The organism is Gelidibacter japonicus, from assembly GCF_010725055.1.
Taxonomy (GTDB): domain Bacteria; phylum Bacteroidota; class Bacteroidia; order Flavobacteriales; family Flavobacteriaceae; genus Gelidibacter; species Gelidibacter japonicus.
The window spans coordinates 152,628-173,217 of the sequence record NZ_BJKB01000011.1 but is presented as its reverse complement, the minus strand read 5'-3'; the positions used below and the strand labels follow the sequence as shown (position 1 = coordinate 173,217).

The following is a 20,590-nucleotide window of genomic DNA, read 5'->3' as shown; positions in this document are numbered from 1 at the left end:
GGTTTACAACGATTTACGTATGAATTATGTTAGAAAATATTATAAAATTCAGTTTAAGGAATAAACTTATTATTCTCTTATTTATGGGGTTTGTGGTTGGTTTTGGAATTTATTCCTTAACAAGAATCCCCATTGGTGCCGTTCCTGATATTACCAATAACCAGGTGCAAGTGATCACTACGTCTCGTAATCTGTCAACGCAGGATGTTGAGCAATTTATTACCTATCCTGTGGAGTTGGAAATGGCCAATTTACCCGGGGTTGTTGAGATTCGTTCGACCTCCAAATTTGGACTTTCGGTGGTAACCATCGTATTTGAAGATGACATGGGCACTTATTTGCCAAGACAACTCATTGCCGAAAAAATCAAATCAGCCTCAGAAAAGATTCCCGAGAATTTCGGAACCCCAGAAATGGGTCCTATTACAACAGGTTTAGGTGAAATTTATCAGTATATCCTAGATGTCAAACCTGGATATGAAGATAGGTATAGCATTACGGAGTTACGAACTATTCAAGATTGGATTGTAAAACGTCAATTATCAGGAATTCCCGGCGTAGTCGAAGTAAATACTTGGGGTGGTTTTTTAAAGCAATACGAGGTAGCTATCAATCCGCAACAGTTGAATGCCATGAATATTACCATCTTGGAGATCTATGAGGCACTCGAAAAAAATAATAGTATTGCTGGTGGTGGATATATTGAAAAAGCCAATCAGGCGTTTTTTATACGAGGCGAAGGTTTAGTGGAATCACTTCAAGATATTGAGAATATTGTTATCAAAAATGATGGCGTTCCCATTTATGTAAAAGATGTAGCTAAAGTTGGATTTGGTAGCGCCACTCGTTTTGGAGCCATTACAGGAAATGGTGAGGGTGAGAAGGTGCTGGGCCAAATCATGATGATTAAGGATGGCAACTCTAAAAAGATCATTAATGCGGTCAAGGAACGTGTAGCTTCCATAGAACAAACCTTGCCCGAAGGTGTTTATATCAATCCTTTTTTAGAGCGGACCGAACTTATTGACAAGACCACATCTACTGTGGCAGAGAATCTCATTCTAGGCTCCTTGATTGTTATTTTTGTTGTGGTTTTGCTGTTGGGAAATTGGCGTTCTGGGCTGGTTGTAGCATCTGTGATACCGCTGAGTTTGCTGTTTGCCATTTCACTTATGAATATTTTTGGCGTCGATGCCAATTTAATGAGTCTTGGCGCCATCGATTTTGGAATTATCATTGATGGCTCAGTCATTATTGTGGAATTTATCGCCTATCAGATAGTAACACAAAGTGCCAAAATAAAATCGCTCTCCAGGGCTGATCGCCAATCTGAAATTGATCAGATCACCTTAAAAAGCGCATCCAAAATGATGAACTCGGCAATTTTTGGCCAACTCATTATTTTAATCGTTTTTATTCCAATTCTGTCATTGAGCGGCGTGGAAGGAAAGATGTTCAAACCAATGGCAATGACCTTTAGTTTTGCCTTGATTGGAGCCATGATTTTTTGCCTCACCTACGTTCCGGTGGCATCCTCAATGTTTCTGAAAGCAACCAAGCCGAAGGATTCCAATATTTCAGTCCGTTTAATGCGGTTTTTAAATAGGCAATATCGTCCGGTAATCAATTGGGCGTTGCTGAATACGCGCCTCGTCGTTGGAGTTTCAATAATCTTATTGTTTTTAAGTGGTTGGATTTTCAGTAGAATGGGCGGTGAGTTTGTGCCTACGCTTGATGAAGGTGATTTTGTCATCCAGCCCGTATTGAAGACGGGAACATCCTTGAGCAAGACGATAGAAGTCACCACCAAAATTGAACAAATCCTATTGGACAACTTTCCTGAGGTGGAGCAAGTAGTGACACGAATTGGAGCGGCAGAGGTACCAACAGATCCTATGTCAATGGAAGAAAGTGATGTGATCATCAAATTGAAACCAAAGAAGGAATGGACGTCTGCCTCGTCAAAAAATGAATTGGCCGACATGTTTGAAGAAGCGTTGCGGGTCATCCCAGGAATGGAAGTGGAATTTACGCAACCCATAGAAATGCGTTTCAACGAATTGATTACTGGCGTAAGGGCTGATGTCGCCATCAAGGTTTTTGGTGAAGATTTATCAATTTTGGCGCAAAAAGCGGATGAAATAAAAAACTTGATCCAAAACGTCGAAGGTGCTTCTGATATTATTGTTGAAAAAGTAGAGGGTTTGCCACAAATGAGTGTCAATTTCAACCGAAGTAAAATAGCCCGATATGGCGTCAATATTGCTGATTTGAACGATTTGATCGCAGCAGGATTTGCGGGTCGAACTGTTGGTAGTGTCTTTGAAGGTGAAAAGCGATTTGATCTGGTCATCAGGTTACAAGAATCACAGCGACAGAATATTGAAGATCTGAAAAACTTATATGTGGATATTCCAAGCGGCGGCAAGATTCCGTTGAGTGAGTTAGCCGATATTACTTATACCACAGGACCGGCACAAATATCTCGAGATGATACGAAACGTCGGATTGTGGTGGGTGTTAATGTTAGAAATCGGGATTTGCAATCGGTAGTGGACGAGGTGCAAGATTTGATTGAAAACAACTTGCAACTGTCAGCGGGATATAGCATTACCTACGGCGGACAGTTTGAGAATTTAGAAAGTGCCAAGGCGCGATTAATGGTTGCTGTTCCAGTGGCACTGGTGCTAATTTTCATCCTGTTGTACTTTGCGTTTCATTCGGTCAGAGATGCTTTGTTGATCTACTCTGCCATCCCACTGTCAGCAGTTGGTGGAATTCTGTTTTTATGGATTCGGGATTTACCATTCAGTATTTCAGCAGGGGTCGGGTTTATTGCCCTTTTCGGAATTGCAGTTCTCAACGGGATCGTATTGATAGAGCATTTTAAAGAACTTAAAAACCAAGGGATTATGAATATAGATGAGCGCATCAAGCGTGGTACACAAGAGCGATTAAGACCTGTATTGTTAACGGCTTCGGCGGCAGCTTTAGGGTTTTTGCCTATGGCTATTTCAACAAATGCCGGTGCTGAGGTGCAGCGACCATTGGCCACCGTGGTTATTGGTGGATTGATCAGTGCTACAATATTAACCTTAATGGTATTGCCAGTACTTTACGCTTGGGTGGAAAAGAAAAGAGATTTGAAAATTAATAAAACCGCACTAGTAACTATAGCTTTTATCATGTTGTCATTTCAGATGAACGCACAGGAAAGGCCGATGACGATTGAAGAGACTTTGAACTTGGCTATTGAAAATAATTCTGGATTAAAAGCGTCATCACTTCAAATTGATGAAGCCGATGCGTTGATTGGAAGTGCTTTCAGTTTTGATAAAACGTCTGTTTATTACAAGTATGAAAATAATGCCAACGAAATTGATCCTTTAAAGGTCTTTGGAATCTCTCAAGAATTTAAATTTCCAACGGCCTATATAGCGGACAGAAATGTCAACAGAGCGAAAGTCAGATTGCAGGAATCGACTCATGCTATTGGACTTCAAGTCTTGAAAAAGGATGTGTACTCAGCATATTACAATTTGAGTTATGCCAAAAACAAGGCGAAATCTTATCGTTTCTTGGATAGTTTATATCAAAATTTTGCACAATCTGCCAAACGACGATTTGAATTGGGGGAGACCAATTATTTAGAAATGATCACCGCTCAATCCAAGCAGAAACAGTTGGAAACTTTCTATAGACAGGCACAGCAAGAGGTGGTCATGTATCAGTCGCTTCTGAAAAAAATTGTTCAGGTTGAAGATATTGAGATTGCGGATGAGCCGTTAGAGAAGTTATCTGTTCGTTCCGAATCTATTGATGAAAACGTTGGAATGCTCTATTTTGAACAGTCCAAATCCTTTTACGATGCTAAATTGCGACAGGAGAATCAGAGTTTAATGCCTGATATAAGTGTTGAATATCTTCATGGCGTTAATGATGGGCTGAACAAGGATTTTGTGGGTTACCAATTGGGCTTGAAAATCCCCTTGTTGTTTGGAGGAAATTCTTCTAAAATAAAGGCATCAAAAATCGCACAGGATATTGTTGAGGAGAAACAACAAGATTATAAATCAAAATGGCAAGCTGAAAAAGAAGCTTTATTTGCCAAGCTGCAACAATATGACGAGGCAGTTACTTATTATGAAACACAAGGGGAGCACCTATCGGAAGAAATCATAAAAACTGCAGAACGCACCTTCAAGGAAGGAGAAATTGATTTTTTCCAATACATTCAGAGCATTGAGACTTCGAAGGATATCGAAATGACCTATCTCGATAATCTTAATGCCTACAATCAAACTATTATTGCAATCAATTATTTAATTTTAGACTAATGAAACAGTTATATATCGTATTTGTTTTCATGCTTTTGGTAGCTTGTGGAAATGATAAAAAGGAAGAACAAACAGAAGAGAATCTGCAGAAAACAGACGAATTGGTTGTCTCCAAAGAGCAGTTTAAAAGTGAACAAATGGAATTTGGGACCCTTTCTGAACACGATTTTAATACCATTGTGAAGGTGAGCGGTCAGATTGAAGTTCCTACCCAAAACCAGTCGAGTGTGAGCACTTTTCTTGGAGGTTATGTTACCAAAAGCCCATTGCTTATTGGAGATGAGGTTAAGAAAGGACAATTTTTGGTCACTTTGGAAAGCACAGAGTTTGTTGAAATGCAACAACGTTATTTGGAAGTTGCACAACAGCTTAATTTCTTGAAATCTGAGTTTACACGCCAGAAGACCTTGTATGATGAAAACATCAGTTCGGAAAAAAACTTTTTAAAGGCAGAAAGCGATTATAAGAGCAGTTTGGCACACTATAATGGACTAAAAAAGAAGCTCCAAATGCTCAATATCAATCCGACATCTGTAGAAAATGGTATCATTACTTCTACCATTAATCTCTATGCGCCTATTGATGGATTTGTGACCAAAGTCAATGTTAGCAATGGTACTTATGTGTCTCCTGCAGATATTATTTTGGAAATTATTGATACACATCATATCCATTTGGAATTGTCAGTGTTTGAAAAGGATATTCTCAAAGTTAAGAAAGGTCAAAAAATCGATTTTAGAATTCCGGAAGCTTCTGATAGTGTTTTTAAGGCGGAAGTCCATTTGGTGGGTACCACCATCGATCCAACAAATAGAAGAGTTGTGGTCCATGGCCATATTGAAGACGACCATACCGCATTTATAGTTGGAATGTTTGCCGAAGCTGATATCTTTGTAGGTTCTTCAATCGGAATAGCATTGCCTAAAACAGCAGTAATTCAAGTTGAAAATGATTATTTTGCATTAATATTGGATAAGGAAACTCCTAATGATTATTATTTCACAAAGGTAAAATTAGACATAGGTTTGCAAACCGAAGATGTTGTTGAAGTCTTAAACACAGCATCCTTAGCGAATCAAAAAATAGTAGTGAACGGCACCTATATGTTGTTAAATGAAGCAGAAGGGGGCGAGCATTCACATTAAAAATAAACTATGACAGATCATCATAAAGAAGACCATAGCCATCACAACCATGATGGTATATTCGGCCCACGTACGGAGTTGTATTTTTCATTGTTATGTGGGGTATTTCTACTAACGGGTTTCCTATTCAAAATTTTTGGAACAGATTCCCAATCTATGTGGGTATATCTTGTTCCATTATTGATTTCCTACGGATTTGGAGGCTATTATATCAGCATTGAAGCGTTTGAAAAGATAAAAAAAGGCGAATTTGAAATTGACTTCTTAATGATTGCAGCAGCTATTGGTGCTGCTTATATAGGGAGTTGGATAGAAGGTGCATTACTATTATTCTTGTTCAGTTTGGGGCATGCTTTAGAAACTTATGCCATGGACAAGGCTAAGAAATCTATTGAGGCTTTAGGGGAATTAACCCCTAAAACGGCATTGATTAAGAGAAACGGTAAAATTGAAGAAGTTAGCGTTGACGATTTGAAAATCAATGATGTCATTGTGGTGAGGCCTAACTCTAAAATTGCAGCCGATGGAGTGATCATAAAAGGCAGCAGTGCCATTGATCAGGCTCCTATTACAGGAGAAAGTATGCCTATTGATAAAGCTGCCATTTCCTCAGTGGACAAGCTTCCAAATTTCAATGATATCGATTCGTCCCACGTTGTGTATACGGGAACCATTAATGGCGATGGAAGTATTGAAGTCTTGGTTCTGAAATTGAGTAAAGATTCCACGGTAGCGCGACTGATTAAAATGGTTAGTGATGTCGAAACGCAAAAATCACCTACACAGCGGATGACCAAAAAGTTTGAAGAGCGGTATGTGCCTATTGTTATTTTGGTGGTGTTTGCATTGTGTTTTGCTTATCTCGTAGTCGACGAATCGTTCAATGATAGTTTGTATCGGGCGATTACTGTATTGGTTGCAGCAAGTCCGTGTGCCTTGGCAATTTCAACGCCGAGTGCCGTTTTGAGTGGGATAGCAAGAGCTGCCCAAAAAGGGGTATTGATCAAAGGCGGAAAGGCTTTAGAAGATCTGGGCTCTATTAGAACCATCGCTTTTGATAAAACAGGAACTTTAACAGAAGGTAAGCCAAAGCTCACCAACATGATTCCACATCATGATTATTCAGAAGAAGATTTGGCCCGACTAGTTTTGGAAGTAGAAAGTTTGAGTAATCATCCCCTGGCAAGAGCTATTGTTAAAGATGTCGAAGTTAAATATGCAATGCAGCATAAAAACTTAGCATCCAATGTCAATGCTATTCAAGGTAAAGGTATCAGCGCTACCTATCAGGATAAAACTGTTTTTATTGGAAATGAAAAGTTGATGACAGATGAGGGGATGACCATTCCCTCTGAATTACGCTTAAAGATGGATGGCTTGCTGCAAGAGGGACATACCGCAATGTTGGTGGCTCATAATGGTATGGTTATCGGATTAATGAGCGTGATGGATCTTCCAAGAAAAACAGCAGTTGAGACCCTAAAACGATTGAGGGCGATTGGTATCAAACGGATGGTAATGCTTACAGGCGATCATCAAAATGTGGGAGATGCCATAGCCAAACAAATTGGATTGACAGAGGCCAAAGGTAACTTATTGCCCGAAGATAAAGTAGAAGCCATCAAGAAGCTCATGGAACGCGATGGGAAAATTGCGATGGTAGGTGATGGGGTCAACGATGCGCCGGCAATGGCCTATAGCACGGTTAGTGTAGCCATGGGCGCTGCCGGTAGTGATGTGGCATTGGAAACGGCAGATGTGGCATTGATGTCTGATAAAATACAAATGTTACCCTTTGCCATTGGTTTGAGTAGAGCGTCCAAACGAATTATTACTCAAAATATTTGGATCAGTATGGGAGTCGTGGCCTTATTGGTGCCCGCCACCATATTTGGTTTAACCGGTATTGGATTGGCCGTTGTTTTTCACGAAGGATCAACTTTGGTGGTTGTTCTTAATGCCTTGCGACTGCTGGCTTACAATGAGAAATAACAGTGATCATATAAGTATCTTTTTTAGATAGATTTGATAAGGTTAGGCGTTTAGAAAGTATAAACATAATTTTTTCTGCGCAACCATTTGTACGTTCTTACATCCTAAACAAAATTAACCTCTAACTTATGAAACACTGTATTTTTGGGTTTTTAACACTCTTTGCTGTAATGGGTTCCCAGGCTCAATCGGACAGCATTTCAAAAAAGGATTCCGGAAATAATGAGATCAAATTGAACGCAATTATGCTGTTATTTGGTGCTTTTGAACCGAGTTATGAATATAATCTATCGGAAAGTTCTTCTGTTGGTATTTCGTTGTTTATTCCGTTTGATGACGATAATTTTGATACAAATATTAATTATTATATCTCTCCTTATTACCGAATTTTCTTCGGTCAGAAATACGCTGCAGGTTTTTTCTTGGAAGGATTTGCGATGGTTAACTCTATTGAACATGAGTATTATAGTCCTTCGCAAGGAGGTAATTATAACTATTGGGAAAAAGATGTTACCGATTTTGCCTTAGGCTTTGGATTAGGCGGAAAATGGATCACCAGAAGCGGGTTTGTTTTTGAAGTCACTGGAGGAATTGGTAGAAATTTATTCAATACCAATGACTCCGACTATTATGATTATTCGCCCATAGTCGGGAAATTTGGTTTCAACCTAGGTTTCAGGTTTTAAATAAGTTCCAAAAACAAAAACAAAAATCCCAAATTCCAGTAACGAAACATTGGAATTTGGGATTTGCTAGTTTCATTATTGAGACTCCTGCTTTCGCAGGAGTTTTTCTTACATTTTCTTCAACCAGGATTTAATATCCACTTCTTTCTTGATGATCCTGCTCAGATCTTCAATTTTTACGCGGGTCTGTTCCATAGAATCTCTATGTCTGATTGTTACCGTGTTGTCTTCTAAAGTATCATGATCAACAGTGATACAAAAAGGCGTCCCGTTGGCATCTTGCCTCCTGTAACGTCTTCCTACAGCATCTTTGTCATCATATACGACGTTGAAATCCCATTTCAGATCATCCATAATTTGGAGCGCAATCTCAGGTAAGCCATCCCTTTTTATCAAAGGTAAAATAGCAGCTTTTACAGGTGCCAATACTGAAGGTAATTTTAAGACCGTTCTTGTGGTATTGTTGTCCAATTCCTCTTCTACCAATGAATTGGAGAAAACAGCCAAAAACATGCGGTCCAAACCAATCGATGTTTCCAACACGTAAGGCGTATAGCTTTCCTTCGTTTCATGGTCGAAATACTGAAGTTTCTTACCTGAATATTCTTCGTGCTGTTTTAAGTCGAAATCGGTTCTTGAATGGATGCCTTCCAGTTCCTTAAATCCAAATGGGAATTTGAATTCTATGTCTGTTGCAGCATCTGCATAATGTGCCATCTTCTCATGGTCATGGAAACGGTAATTCTCCTCACCCATGCCTAACGATAAATGCCATTTCAATCGTTCCTCTTTCCAATGTTCAAACCATTCTTTTTGAGTGCCTGGCTTGATGAAAAACTGCATTTCCATTTGCTCAAACTCACGCATTCTAAAAATAAATTGTCGTGCGACAATCTCATTTCTAAACGCCTTTCCAGTTTGGGCAATTCCAAATGGAATCTTCATGCGTCCAGATTTTTGGACATTGAGGAAGTTTACAAAAATTCCCTGTGCCGTTTCCGGACGAAGATATAGATCCATCGCACTTTCTGCGGAAGCTCCTAATTTGGTACCGAACATCAAGTTGAACTGTTTTACTTCGGTCCAATTTCTACTTCCTGTCAACGGATCTGCAATTTCCAATTCTTCAATTAGAGCTTTTACATCAGCTAAATCTTCGTTTTCCAAAGACTTGCCCATTCTTGATAGGATGGTTCTTATGTTTTCATAGTACCCAACAACTCTTGGGTTGGTAGTAATGAATTCTTCTTTGTTGAACGCATCTCCAAAACGTTTTTCTGCTTTGCTGATTTCTTTTTCAATCTTGGCTTCAATCTTGGCGCAATGGTCTTCAATCAAAACATCGGCTCGATAGCGTTTTTTGGAATCCTTATTGTCTATTAAAGGATCATTAAAAGCATCTACGTGGCCAGAAGCCTTCCAAGTGGTTGGATGCATAAAAATGGAGGAGTCAATGCCTACAATATTTTCGTGTATTTGTACCATGGCGGTCCACCAGTAGTCACGAATATTTCTCTTTAATTCAGCGCCGTTTTGTGCATAGTCATAAACTGCACCAAGGCCATCATATATTTCACTACTCTGGAACACGTATCCATATTCCTTTGCGTGAGATATCACTTTCTTAAATTGGTCGTCCTGATTTGTCATGCTGCAAAAATAGAAAACCCTTCCAATTAAAGGAACGGTTTGTCTAAATAAATTTTAAGGTCTTAATTTAGTTCAATTTGTGTGCTTCCGAGCTTTCTCTCTTTATGGAAAACCGACACATAATAGGTGCCTTTTGAAAAAGGCTTGTCATTTTTCTGGGCCCGTATGGTGGTGCAAACATCAAGGACCTCGTTGTCATAGTTGATGCGTTGCTTGTCACTATAAATAAGTAGAAATTTGCCAAACTCAACAGCACCTTTCTCGCCAATGACATTGTTTAACGGATTGAGGACTTGGATATAGATATCTTTCATCCCTTTCTCGGCCAAGGTGTTTTCTGCCAATGTAAAACACACCTCAATTTGATCCGTTTGTACGGCCTTGTTAGTTGACGTGGATTTGATGCCAGATCTATAAGCCTTTGCGGAAAATGAATTTGCGGTCAACAAGGCTCCTTCTTCAATTGCATTGCTCAAGGATTTGTTGATCTTTTTAAGCGATTTGTTGGCTTTTTGCTGTTCGTTTAATTCGGAATAAGCCATTAGCTTTTCGTTTTCCAAGCGTTCGTTCAGCAAGTTGATGGAGTCTATTGTTTTAAACAGAATGGCATTTTTTGATTTAATTGCCGAAAGCTCAGACTTGAAACGTGCCAGAACTGAAAAATCGCTTTTCATCAGCCTTAACTCTTCTAAGGCTGACTTGGTGGTCTTCTTGGCACTATCAAGTTGATCAGATATGAGTTCGCTGGTGACGCTTAAGTCATCATATCTTAAAATCATTTGAGATAATTCACTTTCAACAAGTTTTTTCTCTTGGTCCAAAAAATGTTGATGTGCCTTGACAGATTGATAGGTGTTAAAACTAAAAACGCCTAAAGCTGCCATGCCCACAATCAATGAACCAATAATAATTCTGTAGTTAAAAAACTGAGGGTTAACTATCATAATTAATTATTAAGAGGGGGTAGGGATTATTTAATTAACAGAAGCGAAAATATATATTAAGTTTGTCATAGCTGTTTTTAATCGATAAAATGGTGAAAAACTTGTTAAACCTATTTTTTCCAGAGGTTTGTCTGACATGCGACTGCCAGTTGGAAGCCAATGAGTTCTATGTCTGTACCATTTGCAGACATGAATTGCCTTTGGCAAGTTTTGAAGATACGACCAATAATGAGCTGACTAAAATGCTCTATGGACGTGTTTTGTTAAGAAATGCCTCAGCGCTTTTGAGGTTTTCAAAAAAAGGATTGGTGCAGCGCTTGCTTCATAATCTAAAATATAAAGGTCATGAAGAAGTAGGTGAGTTTTTAGGGAAATGGCTTGGTGCGGAACTGATTAAACACGAGGGATTTAGAACTGTTGATGTGGTTGTCCCCGTACCGTTGCATTCCAGACGGCTAAGACAACGTGGCTATAATCAAGTGCATAAATTTGGAAAACAGCTTGCCTATGCATTAGAATGCGATTTTAATACAGAGGTTTTACAAAAAACTAAAGCTACGACAACTCAAGTCTTCAAGGATCGGATCATGCGATGGGTTAACGACGACGGATTGTTTATGGTGACTGAATTTGAGACTTTAAAAGGGAAACACATCCTTTTGGTGGACGATATCATTACAACGGGAGCAACAATTGAAACCTGTGCGAATGCGCTATTAAAAATTGAGGGTGTGACAATAAGTGTCGCCACGATGGCAATTGCGGAATAATTTTTTCGTTTGAAATAAATATATCGTTAATTTGCTGAAATTTGTGTGTGGTGATGTTTAAACCCTATTATAAACTCTTTCTGTTTTTTGGTATGCTGTTCATGCTTGTCAACTGTGCCAACAGAGGCATGCCTTCAGGTGGCGAAAAAGACACTGAACCTCCAAAAATCAGATATTCTACACCAGATAATTTCACGACCAATTTCAAAAGCAACGAAATCAAGATTTATTTTGATGAGTATGTCAAAATAAAAAATGCCCAGAAACAGTTGATCATTTCTCCGCCAATGGACCCAGCTCCAGACATCACACCACTGGGCAGTGCGAGCAAATATATCACCATTAAAATTAATGATACCTTACAGGCCAATACCACTTATGCGTTCAATTTTGGACAAAGTATTGTTGATAATAATGAAGAAAATCCCTATTCTTATTATAAATACGTCTTCTCTACCGGTGCTTACATTGATTCCCTATCTGTAAAAGGCGCAATTATCGATGCTGAAAAACGAGAGCCAGACACCTTTGTTTCGGTGATGTTGTACGAGGTGGATTCTACTTATAACGATTCGACAATTTATAAATCCCGCCCAAAATATGTAACCAATACCTTAGATAGTGTCAGTACGTTTAGTATTGATAATATTAAGGCTGGAACATACCGATTGGTAGCTTTAAAAGATGAAAATGGCAATTACACCTATCAGCAGAAATCCGATAAAATAGGGTTTTATGATAAGGAAATTACCGTTCCTACCGATTCGTTTTACGAAATAAAATTGTTTAAGGAGGTGCCCGATTTTAAAATGGAACGCCCAACACAGGTTGCCAAACAGAAAATACAATTTGGATACAGAGGCGATGTCAGTAATTTAAGCATTGAAATGTTGGGCGACAAACCCGATGGATTTGAACACCGTATCGTGAAAGATGCTCAAAGGGATACGTTGTACTATTGGTATAAACCGAATGTTGAGTTGGACACGACCTTATTTGTGGTCAAAAACAAAGCCTATGTGGATACTCTAAAACACCGTTTTCGAGACTTGAAAATCGATTCACTCATCATTAAACCTTCAGGAACGGGTACAATCGATTTTGATTCGGATTTTTTAATTGAAGGAAATGTACCTTTTGAAAAACTTGATCTTGACAGAATTTCTATAAGAGATAAAGATTCTTTAAATGTTGATTTCAGTACTGAACTTGACACACTAAAAAACACCTACCGATTTAAGTTTGATAAAACCGAGGCCAATGTTTATCAGGTTCAATTTTTACCGGAAGCGGTGACGGATTTTTTCGGAAAAGTCAATGATACCTTGAACTATACAATAAAGACCAAGAGATTTTCCGATCTTTCGGATGTTCGCGTTAGTTTAATTGATGCCGAATATCCCTTGATCGTACAATTAACGGATAATAGCGGCAAGGTGAAATACGAACAGTTTGCAGATGCACCTCGAATGTTTGATTTTAGGCATATCAATCCCGGTACTTATTATTTGAGAGTTATTTACGATGCCAATGGGAATAGAAAATGGGATACGGGTAATTATCTCAAGAAGATTCAACCGGAGCGCGTCAGCTATTATTCGAAAATTATTGATGCAAGAACGGGGTGGGATTTGGTTGAGGAATTTACTTTATTGAAAACTGATCCTGATCCGCCAAAAAATTAAACTTGGATCTATTGTGTTCAAGAACTTCTTTTTTAAGGGTCACAATTTCTACAGCTTCTTTGTCAAAAGGGATGTTGTCTATCCTATTTCCCAATACATCATAAACAGCAGAGTGTCCTGAGTAGTCATGATTGTTGTCGTCTTTGCCAACTCGGTTGACACCTACGCAATAACTCATATTTTCAATGGCACGTGCTTTTAATAATGTATCCCAAGCAGCCACCCGTATGGCCGGCCAATTGGCAACATAGATAAGGACGTCATAAGCCTCTACATTTCTGGCCCAAACTGGGAATCTGAGATCATAGCAGATTAACGGACAGATTTTCCATCCGTTATAATCCACAATGATTTTTTTGGTACCAGGCGTATAAACCTTGTCTTCACCTGCATAGGTAAAGGTGTGGCGTTTGTCATAATGGTCAATCGCACCTTTTGGATGCACAAAGACCATTCGGTTGTAGTAGTGGTCATTTTCTTTGATGACCATACTTCCGGTAATGGCCGCTTGTTTATTCGCTGCTACTTTTTTTAACCAGGCGATGGTTTCACCTTGCATGGTTTCGGCAACCCGTGAAGGATTCATGGTAAAACCGGAAGTAAACATCTCGGGCAATACAATAATATCTACTTCTTCAATAAGAGCATCTATTTTTTTTGAAAGATCAGCTCTGTTTTGTTCAGGATGCTCCCAAATCAACTCAGTTTGTATCAAGGCGATATTTAAGGTTTCAGACATGATGATTTTTATAAGCTTTTTCTTCTTTTTTCTACATCCTTTTTAAAGCGATCTAATTTCTTTAGCCATTTTTCTTCATCTTTAGGTGAAAGCCTTCCTCTTTCCTTGAGCCTATTGTACTTTAGTTCATTCTGCTCCAGTTTCTTTGTGGCTTTAAGGTACCTGTTTTGTGCCTTTTGTTTTCTTTTTAAGTCCTTTGCAGCTTTCTTGCGGGCCTTTTCTTGTTTTTTTCTTGCTCTTTCAGCTCTTTTCTCTGACCTTATTTTAGTCCTATGGGTTTTAAGAATACGGTCCTTTTGGGTTTTGTCAAGAGAGTGCGTAATATCAATACCCTCTTTAAAAATAGATTTTCCCTTAACCTCATAGGCTACTCCTTCACTAACTACATGTTGAGCATTGGCCATAATTCCAAGACTCATAAAAAAAATAAATATCCAGATTCTCATAACATTGTTTTTTAGTTTTTTAGTGCCGAAAAACCTCTCTAAATTCGGTGAGTGAACCGTGGTTTTTGGCATAGTAAAATTACTGAATTTTAGGATGGGAATTAAACTTTTAACAAGGTATTGGGTCATTCCTGTTTTAAATCGTATTTAAAATATCGGCGGCCTGTTTTAAGGTGTCGTCGGTTTTGGCAAAACAGAATCTCAGCACTTTATTATCCAGATTATCGGTGTTGAATACTGAAAGTGGAATAGATGCTATTTTATGGTCAATAGTCAGTCGTTTTGCAAAATCCACATCCTTTTCCATGGTGATATTTGAATAGTCCAATATCTGAAAGTATGCCCCTTGGGCCGGAGTAAATTGGAATCGGGAGTCTTTGATCAAGCTCAAAAACAAATCGCGTTTACGTTGATAAAAATCGGATAATTTCAGATAGTGATCGGGATGCTGTAAATAATCAGCCAAGGCTTTTTGCATCGGATGGTTGACGCAAAACACATTAAATTGATGTACTTTCTGAAACTCGGCCATCAAGGCTTTTGGCGCACAGCAGTAACCTAATTTCCAGCCTGTATTGTGGAAGGTTTTTCCGAAGGAAGCCACTACAAAACTTCGTGACTTAAGGTCAGGAAACAAGCAGGCACTTTGATGTTTTTTATCGTCAAAAATAATATGTTCGTAAACTTCATCGCTTAGCAAAATGATGTCAGTGCCTTTTAGCAAATCCTGTAAATTGAACATATCTTCTTCAGAAAATATAGTGCCACTCGGATTTTGGGGCGTGTTGATGATCACCATCTTGGTTTTGGAATTAATTTTTTTCGCAACTGCCGTCCAGTCTACTTGGTAATGAGGTGCTTCCAGTTGTACGGAAATTGTTTTTCCGCCATTCAATTCTATGGCCGGCTCATAGCAGTCATAAGCAGGTCTGAAAATAACAACTTCATCATCGGGTTTTATAAAGGTGGAGATGATGGTGAAAATCGCCTGTGTAGCACCTGCTGTAATGGTTATTTCCGAATCTGGATGATAGGTGCTGTTGTAGAGTCTTTCAAATTTATTGGTAATCGCAACGCGTAATTCTAAATTTCCTGCCATTGGAGCATATTGGTTATAGTCAGAATTCATGGCGTTGGTGACCAAATCAATCAATTTTTGATCACTTTTAAAGTTTGGAAATCCTTGGGATAGATTGAGTGCCTTGTGTTGTTGCGCCAAAGTGCTCATGACGGTAAAAATTGTAGTGCCTACATGGGGAAGTTTTGAATTGTGATGCATTCTCAAGTTCTTTAATTTTATGAAAGATAAGATAGACAAAAGTTTTGATTGTTTTAATCGACTTTTGTTTGGCAAGTAATAGTTGATTAGATGATGATTCAGTCATTGATTTTATTATCATCCAATTTATGCTGATTTCATCTTTCATCTATCCAGTCAATTAAGTTTTTTAAGGTTATGAACATTTTATGTTTTAAAGTTATTAACAAGCCTGTTTAATTTGTTTTCTATTTTGATTGGGAATACAATTTTCGAATTTTAACGCTTCAAGTCTTTGTTCATAATTCTAAAAGCGAAGCGGTCTTGATTCTTTTTTAACCGATATACATCAATAAATAGTTTAATCTTAGTGGTGGCTTTCTTATATTTGGAAACTTTAAAAACCATTTTAAATATGAAAGTTTTCAGAATTTTATTTCTTTTTATTGCATTTCAAGTTTCTGCACAGCAAGGCGGTATGTGGATTCCGTCATTACTGCAAGGTATGAATGAGGACGAAATGCAAAGTCTTGGTAGTAAATTGTCTGCCAAAGATATTTATGATGTCAACAACTCAAGTTTGAAGGACGCCATAGGACATTTTAACGGTGGCTGTACCTCTGAAGTGATTTCTTCAAAAGGTTTGGTCTTGACCAATCATCACTGTGGATTCAGTCAGATTCAGTCGCATTCCTCTTTGGAAAACGACTATTTGAAAGACGGATTTTGGGCCAGGAACCTTAAGGAAGAGTTGCCAAATAACAATCTATATATTGAATTTATCGTTAGAATAGAAGATGTCACCAAACAAGTTCTTGAGGGTGTTACGGAAACTATGTCCGATAGAGAACAGCAATCCGTAAGAGGGCGTAACAGTACGGCCATTGAAAAAGCAGCCCAAAAAGAAGATTGGCAGGACACGAGAATTAAAGCGTTCTATAAAGGCAATCAATATTTTCTTTTTGTGACTGAACGTTATACGGATATCAGATTGGTTGGTGCGCCACCTTCCAGTATTGGAAAGTTTGGTAGTGATACCGACAATTGGGTCTGGCCACGTCATACGGGTGATTTTGCCTTGTTCAGAATTTATGCCGATAAGAATAATCGTCCTGCAGCCTATTCGGAAGATAATGTTCCGTTTACACCAAAACATTTCTTGCCAGTCTCTTTGGATGGAGTGAGCGAGGATGATTTTACCATGGTATTTGGTTTCCCTGGCACTACCGATGAGTATCTTCCTGCCGTTGCCATAGCACAAACCGTTGAGAAAATCAACCCACGAGCAATTGCCATCAGGGAAGCAGCATTAAAAGTGATTGACGCCCATATGAAGGCCGATGATCAGATCAGAATCCAATATGCCTCCAAACAGGCACGTATTGCCAATGCCTGGAAAAAATGGCAAGGTGAGAATTTAGGTATTGAAAAAAGTGGGGCCATCGGTATAAAAAAAGCCCAAGAGGCTGAATTTACAAAACAGTTGAAAGCAAAGGGACTGGAAAGCAAATACGGAAATGTTTTGCCTGAACTTGAACGTCTTTACCACGAAATAGAGGAGGTCAACGTGAAACGTACCAGCTTTATGGAAGTTTTTTTAAGGACCAATGAGTTGACACCCATGATCTTTGGCCTTGTGCAATTGGAAGGTGCGGCGGCCAACAGTGAAGAGACTTTTGAAAAGCAGAGAGATGCCAATATTGCTCGTATGAAAGGGGTTTATAAAAATTACAATGCCAAGGTAGATAGAGAGGTTTTTGAGGCGGTCATGCCTTTGTACACCGATCAAGTTGATGCTTCTATATATGATAAAACGGCCTTTACGAATTTGGAAAGTGCCTTAAAGGTATTGGAAGGCAATTCGAGTGAAGTGTTGGAGAAGTTGAATGATGATGCCGCCTACCAATACATCAAGCCTTATATTATTGCATTTTATACGCAAGTTGAGCCTAAATTCCAAGAATTGAATCCTCAGATTAATAGCCTTGAACAGCAGTATATGACGGCTTTGATGGAGGTGTTGCCAGATCAACGTTATTTCCCAGATGCGAATGGAACCTTGCGCGTCACTTATGGTAAAGTGAAAGGCTATGAGCCAAGAGATGCGGTTTACTACGAGCCTTTGACCTATTTGGATGGGGTGATGGAAAAATATATCCCGGGGGATTATGAGTTTGATGTGCCCGAAAAGCTACAGGAGTTATACGCTAAAAAGGATTACGGGCAATACACGGATGCCACAGGAAAAGTGCCTGTTTGTTTCTTGGGAACAAATCATACCACTGGAGGAAATTCGGGAAGCCCAGCTATTGATGCCTATGGAAACTTAGTGGGATTGAATTTTGACCGTGTCTGGGAAGGGACCATGAGCGACATGTATTATGATCCTGAGATTTGCAGAAATATTATGGTGGATGCGCGCTACATCCTTTTCATCATTGATAAGTATGCGGGGGCACAACATTTAATTGATGAAATGAGCTTGGTGCGTCCAAAATCCGGAAACAAACAAACCAAGAAGGTTAAGAAAGCCAAGATCAAAAAATAATAAGATTAATTATTTAAAAAGAAACCCTTTCATTTCAATTTGGAAGGGTTTTTTTGTGGAGAAGCTTGACTTATGTGTTTTCTCCAGTGGCTATAAACATAAGGACATCATTAATGCAGCGATCTAAATCGTTAAGGATTTCTTTGGACCAAAATCTGAAAACCGTAAAACCTCTTTCAGAAAGCTCCTGATTGACTTGTCGGTCCCGTTGCATGTTGCGTTCAATTTTAGGGAGCCAAAACTTGCGATTACTTTTTATGGCATCTTTTCTTTCGTCCCAATTATAGCCATGCCAAAACTCGCCGTCGATAAAAATGGCGAGATTGTATTTTTTGATGGAGATATCAGGTTTACCGGGCAATTGTTTGCTATCTACCCGATAGCGGACGTTTTTATGCCACAAGGCCTTTCTAAACAAAAGTTCGGGTTTAGTATTCTTCCCACGGATCTTGCTCATCATTTTTGAGCGTTTCTTGGTGGTGTAAAAACCTGATTCCTCATTAAATCTTGGGACGATGATGTTGGGTTCATTGTAAGTCATGATGCTCTCTAAATTAGAAAATTCCAAGTTTAAATAGAAAGATATTTAGAGGTTTAACAAAAGTTTGAGGATGTGTAATTCATCAGTATTAGCTATAATCCAAAAAGTCTAAAAATTAATAAGCTATATTTTGACCGCAAGTCCGATAACTACCGGGAACAAAAAGGTTACGCCAAAGTCACATTACTTTTAAAACCTTGCGTTCTTTGCGATTTTTCTTTGTGTTCCTTGCGGTTAAATTTGGTTTTATACATGTACTTGTAAGCAGAAATGAGATAATGATCAATTGCACTAAGGTGTTATTCGTGATCAAATACTTAATAGTAGACCAGAAAGAAAAAAATCCCAAACATTACTGCTTGGGATTTGGAATTTAATTCTTGGAATTTTAATATCTATAATATTCCGGTTTGTATGGACCTTCTATCGGAACACCAATATATTCAGCTTGCTCTTCACGGAGTTCAGTGAGTTCTACACCAATTTTTTCCAAGTGCAATTTGGCTACTTTTTCATCCAAATGTTTTGGCAACATATATACTTCATTTTGGTAGGCATCTCTATTGGTCCAAAGTTCAATTTGCGCCAAAACCTGATTGGTGAATGAGTTGCTCATTACAAAACTTGGGTGGCCTGTAGCGCAACCTAAGTTGACCAAGCGGCCTTCTGCCAAAATGATAATGTCTTTGCCATTTACAGTATATTTATCAACCTGTGGCTTGATCTCTACTTTGGTATCGCCGTAATTTTTGTTCAACCAGGACATTTCAATCTCGTTATCAAAGTGACCGATATTACAAACGACTGTTTTATCTTTCATCATTTCAAAATGTTTCCCTTGAACGATATCTTTATTTCCAGTAGTTGTAATTACAATATCCGCATTGGCAACAACCGTTTCAAGTCGCTTAACTTCAAAACCGTCCATAGCAGCTTGTAAAGCACAAATTGGGTCAATTTCAGTCACCGTTACAATGCTACCAGCACCTTTGAAAGACGCTGCTGTTCCTTTACCAACATCACCATAGCCACAAACCACCACACGTTTTCCAGCCAACATTAAGTCTGTGGCACGACGCACAGCATCAACAGCACTTTCCTTGCAGCCATATTTGTTGTCAAATTTCGATTTGGTTACAGAATCATTCACGTTGATTGCAGGCATAGATAATGTACCATTTTTCATACGCTCATAAAGTCTGTGAACACCTGTTGTCGTTTCTTCGGATAGTCCGTTGATTCCAGCCATTAACTCTGGATATTTATCAAAGACCATATTGGTCAAATCGCCACCATCATCCAAGATCATGTTCAATGGTTGTCTGTCCTCACCAAAAAATAAGGTTTGTTCAATACACCAGTTAAATTCCTCTTCGGTCATTCCTTTCCATGCGTACACCGGAATTCCAGCAGCGGCGATGGCAGCTGCAGCTTGATCTTGTGTTGAGAAAATATTACAAGAACTCCAAGTCACATCTGCACCAAGAGCGATTAAGGTTTCAATCAACACAGCCGTTTGAATGGTCATGTGCAAACATCCTGCTATACGCGCACCTTTCAATGGTTGCGAATCGCCATATTCTTCACGAAGGCTCATTAGTCCTGGCATTTCAGCTTCAGCCAATTCGATTTCTTTTCTTCCCCATTCCGCAAGCGATATGTCTTTTACTTTATAAGGTACGTAAGGCAATGTTTTTGTATTCATCTGTTATTTTTTAATTGTTTTCAATAGAAAGTATACATTCTTGTAATATTATGTTTTCTAAACAAGCGAGGTTGTATAGCGAATTACATAATTGTATATTTGTTTCTATAATTTTATTATGCGACTGCAAAGATAATTAATAAC

Annotated in this window: 14 protein-coding genes; 7 read left to right on the top strand and 7 right to left on the bottom strand. The window is 38.7% G+C overall.

What is annotated here, in order from left to right:
- Positions 1-26: 26 nt before the first annotated feature.
- From G6N06_RS12635 to G6N06_RS12620, 4 genes are all read left to right on the top strand, one after another.
- Positions 27-4,337 carry a CusA/CzcA family heavy metal efflux RND transporter gene (locus tag G6N06_RS12635; RefSeq protein WP_163517105.1) on the top strand — a complete coding sequence of 1,437 codons (4,311 nt, stop codon included), beginning with the start codon at positions 27-29 and terminating at the stop codon, positions 4,335-4,337.
- Entirely contained in the window at positions 4,337-5,482 is a 1,146-nt protein-coding gene (locus G6N06_RS12630; RefSeq protein ID WP_163517104.1) for an efflux RND transporter periplasmic adaptor subunit, read from the top strand. Before G6N06_RS12635 ends, G6N06_RS12630 begins: the two co-directional genes overlap by 1 nt.
- A 9-nt stretch (positions 5,483-5,491) precedes the next feature.
- The gene (locus G6N06_RS12625) at positions 5,492-7,474 is read left to right on the top strand and encodes a heavy metal translocating P-type ATPase (protein ID WP_163517103.1); all 1,983 of its coding nucleotides are present in this window, start codon (positions 5,492-5,494) and stop codon (positions 7,472-7,474) included.
- Between the two features lie 128 nt (positions 7,475-7,602).
- Positions 7,603-8,160, top strand: a complete 558-nt coding sequence (locus G6N06_RS12620) for a DUF3575 domain-containing protein (RefSeq protein ID WP_163517102.1) — start codon at positions 7,603-7,605, stop codon at positions 8,158-8,160.
- Positions 8,161-8,268: 108 nt separating this feature from the next.
- Here the strand turns inward: G6N06_RS12620 and G6N06_RS12615 are convergent, their stop codons facing one another.
- The gene (locus G6N06_RS12615; protein WP_163517101.1) at positions 8,269-9,810 is read right to left on the bottom strand and encodes a glycine--tRNA ligase; all 1,542 of its coding nucleotides are present in this window, start codon (positions 9,808-9,810) and stop codon (positions 8,269-8,271) included.
- 62 nt (positions 9,811-9,872) lie between these two features.
- On the bottom strand, positions 9,873-10,754 hold the full coding sequence (locus G6N06_RS12610) for a DUF8428 domain-containing protein (RefSeq protein WP_163517100.1): 882 nt from the start codon (positions 10,752-10,754) through the stop codon (positions 9,873-9,875).
- 92 nt (positions 10,755-10,846) lie between these two features.
- On the opposite strand from G6N06_RS12610, the gene G6N06_RS12605 reads away from it, so the two are divergent.
- Entirely contained in the window at positions 10,847-11,524 is a 678-nt protein-coding gene (locus tag G6N06_RS12605; protein ID WP_240338061.1) for a ComF family protein, read from the top strand.
- A gap of 53 nt (positions 11,525-11,577) precedes the next feature.
- Positions 11,578-13,209 carry an Ig-like domain-containing domain gene (locus tag G6N06_RS12600; protein WP_163517098.1) on the top strand — a complete coding sequence of 544 codons (1,632 nt, stop codon included), beginning with the start codon at positions 11,578-11,580 and terminating at the stop codon, positions 13,207-13,209.
- On the opposite strand, the gene G6N06_RS12595 is transcribed toward G6N06_RS12600, so the two are convergent.
- The 3 genes from G6N06_RS12595 to G6N06_RS12585 form a co-directional block, all read right to left on the bottom strand.
- The gene (locus G6N06_RS12595) at positions 13,169-13,948 is read right to left on the bottom strand and encodes an amidohydrolase (protein WP_163517097.1); all 780 of its coding nucleotides are present in this window, start codon (positions 13,946-13,948) and stop codon (positions 13,169-13,171) included. The genes G6N06_RS12600 and G6N06_RS12595 overlap by 41 nt on opposite strands.
- An 8-nt stretch (positions 13,949-13,956) precedes the next feature.
- Entirely contained in the window at positions 13,957-14,466 is a 510-nt protein-coding gene (locus G6N06_RS12590) for a hypothetical protein (protein WP_163517096.1), read from the bottom strand.
- A gap of 64 nt (positions 14,467-14,530) precedes the next feature.
- Positions 14,531-15,673: a methionine aminotransferase gene (locus tag G6N06_RS12585; protein WP_163517095.1), complete on the bottom strand. Its 1,143-nt coding sequence runs from the start codon at positions 15,671-15,673 to the stop codon at positions 14,531-14,533.
- Positions 15,674-16,067: 394 nt separating this feature from the next.
- Between G6N06_RS12585 and G6N06_RS12580 the strand changes: the two genes are divergently transcribed.
- Positions 16,068-18,200: a S46 family peptidase gene (locus G6N06_RS12580; RefSeq protein ID WP_163517094.1), complete on the top strand. Its 2,133-nt coding sequence runs from the start codon at positions 16,068-16,070 to the stop codon at positions 18,198-18,200.
- 70 nt (positions 18,201-18,270) lie between these two features.
- Here G6N06_RS12580 and G6N06_RS12575 read toward each other — a convergent pair whose 3' ends face one another.
- Together G6N06_RS12575 and ahcY are read right to left on the bottom strand one after the other, a co-directional pair.
- Positions 18,271-18,768, bottom strand: a complete 498-nt coding sequence (locus tag G6N06_RS12575; protein ID WP_240338060.1) for a very short patch repair endonuclease — start codon at positions 18,766-18,768, stop codon at positions 18,271-18,273.
- Positions 18,769-19,129: 361 nt separating this feature from the next.
- Positions 19,130-20,446, bottom strand: a complete 1,317-nt coding sequence (gene ahcY, locus G6N06_RS12570; RefSeq protein ID WP_163517093.1) for an adenosylhomocysteinase — start codon at positions 20,444-20,446, stop codon at positions 19,130-19,132.
- Positions 20,447-20,590: the final 144 nt, after the last annotated feature.

What these genes read in the sequence shown, in the direction of transcription:
- G6N06_RS12635 (WP_163517105.1), top strand. Translation starts at nt 27, where the DNA reads ATGTTAGAAAATATTATAAAATTCAGTTTAAGGAATAAACTTATTATT.
- G6N06_RS12630 (WP_163517104.1), top strand. Translation starts at nt 4,337, where the DNA reads ATGAAACAGTTATATATCGTATTTGTTTTCATGCTTTTGGTAGCTTGT.
- G6N06_RS12625 (WP_163517103.1), top strand. Translation starts at nt 5,492, where the DNA reads ATGACAGATCATCATAAAGAAGACCATAGCCATCACAACCATGATGGT.
- G6N06_RS12620 (WP_163517102.1), top strand. Translation starts at nt 7,603, where the DNA reads ATGAAACACTGTATTTTTGGGTTTTTAACACTCTTTGCTGTAATGGGT.
- G6N06_RS12615 (WP_163517101.1), bottom strand. Translation starts at nt 9,810, where the DNA reads ATGACAAATCAGGACGACCAATTTAAGAAAGTGATATCTCACGCAAAG.
- G6N06_RS12610 (WP_163517100.1), bottom strand. Translation starts at nt 10,754, where the DNA reads ATGATAGTTAACCCTCAGTTTTTTAACTACAGAATTATTATTGGTTCA.
- G6N06_RS12600 (WP_163517098.1), top strand. Translation starts at nt 11,578, where the DNA reads ATGTTTAAACCCTATTATAAACTCTTTCTGTTTTTTGGTATGCTGTTC.
- G6N06_RS12595 (WP_163517097.1), bottom strand. Translation starts at nt 13,948, where the DNA reads ATGTCTGAAACCTTAAATATCGCCTTGATACAAACTGAGTTGATTTGG.
- G6N06_RS12590 (WP_163517096.1), bottom strand. Translation starts at nt 14,466, where the DNA reads ATGCCAAAAACCACGGTTCACTCACCGAATTTAGAGAGGTTTTTCGGC.
- G6N06_RS12585 (WP_163517095.1), bottom strand. Translation starts at nt 15,673, where the DNA reads ATGCATCACAATTCAAAACTTCCCCATGTAGGCACTACAATTTTTACC.
- G6N06_RS12580 (WP_163517094.1), top strand. Translation starts at nt 16,068, where the DNA reads ATGAAAGTTTTCAGAATTTTATTTCTTTTTATTGCATTTCAAGTTTCT.
- ahcY (WP_163517093.1), bottom strand. Translation starts at nt 20,446, where the DNA reads ATGAATACAAAAACATTGCCTTACGTACCTTATAAAGTAAAAGACATA.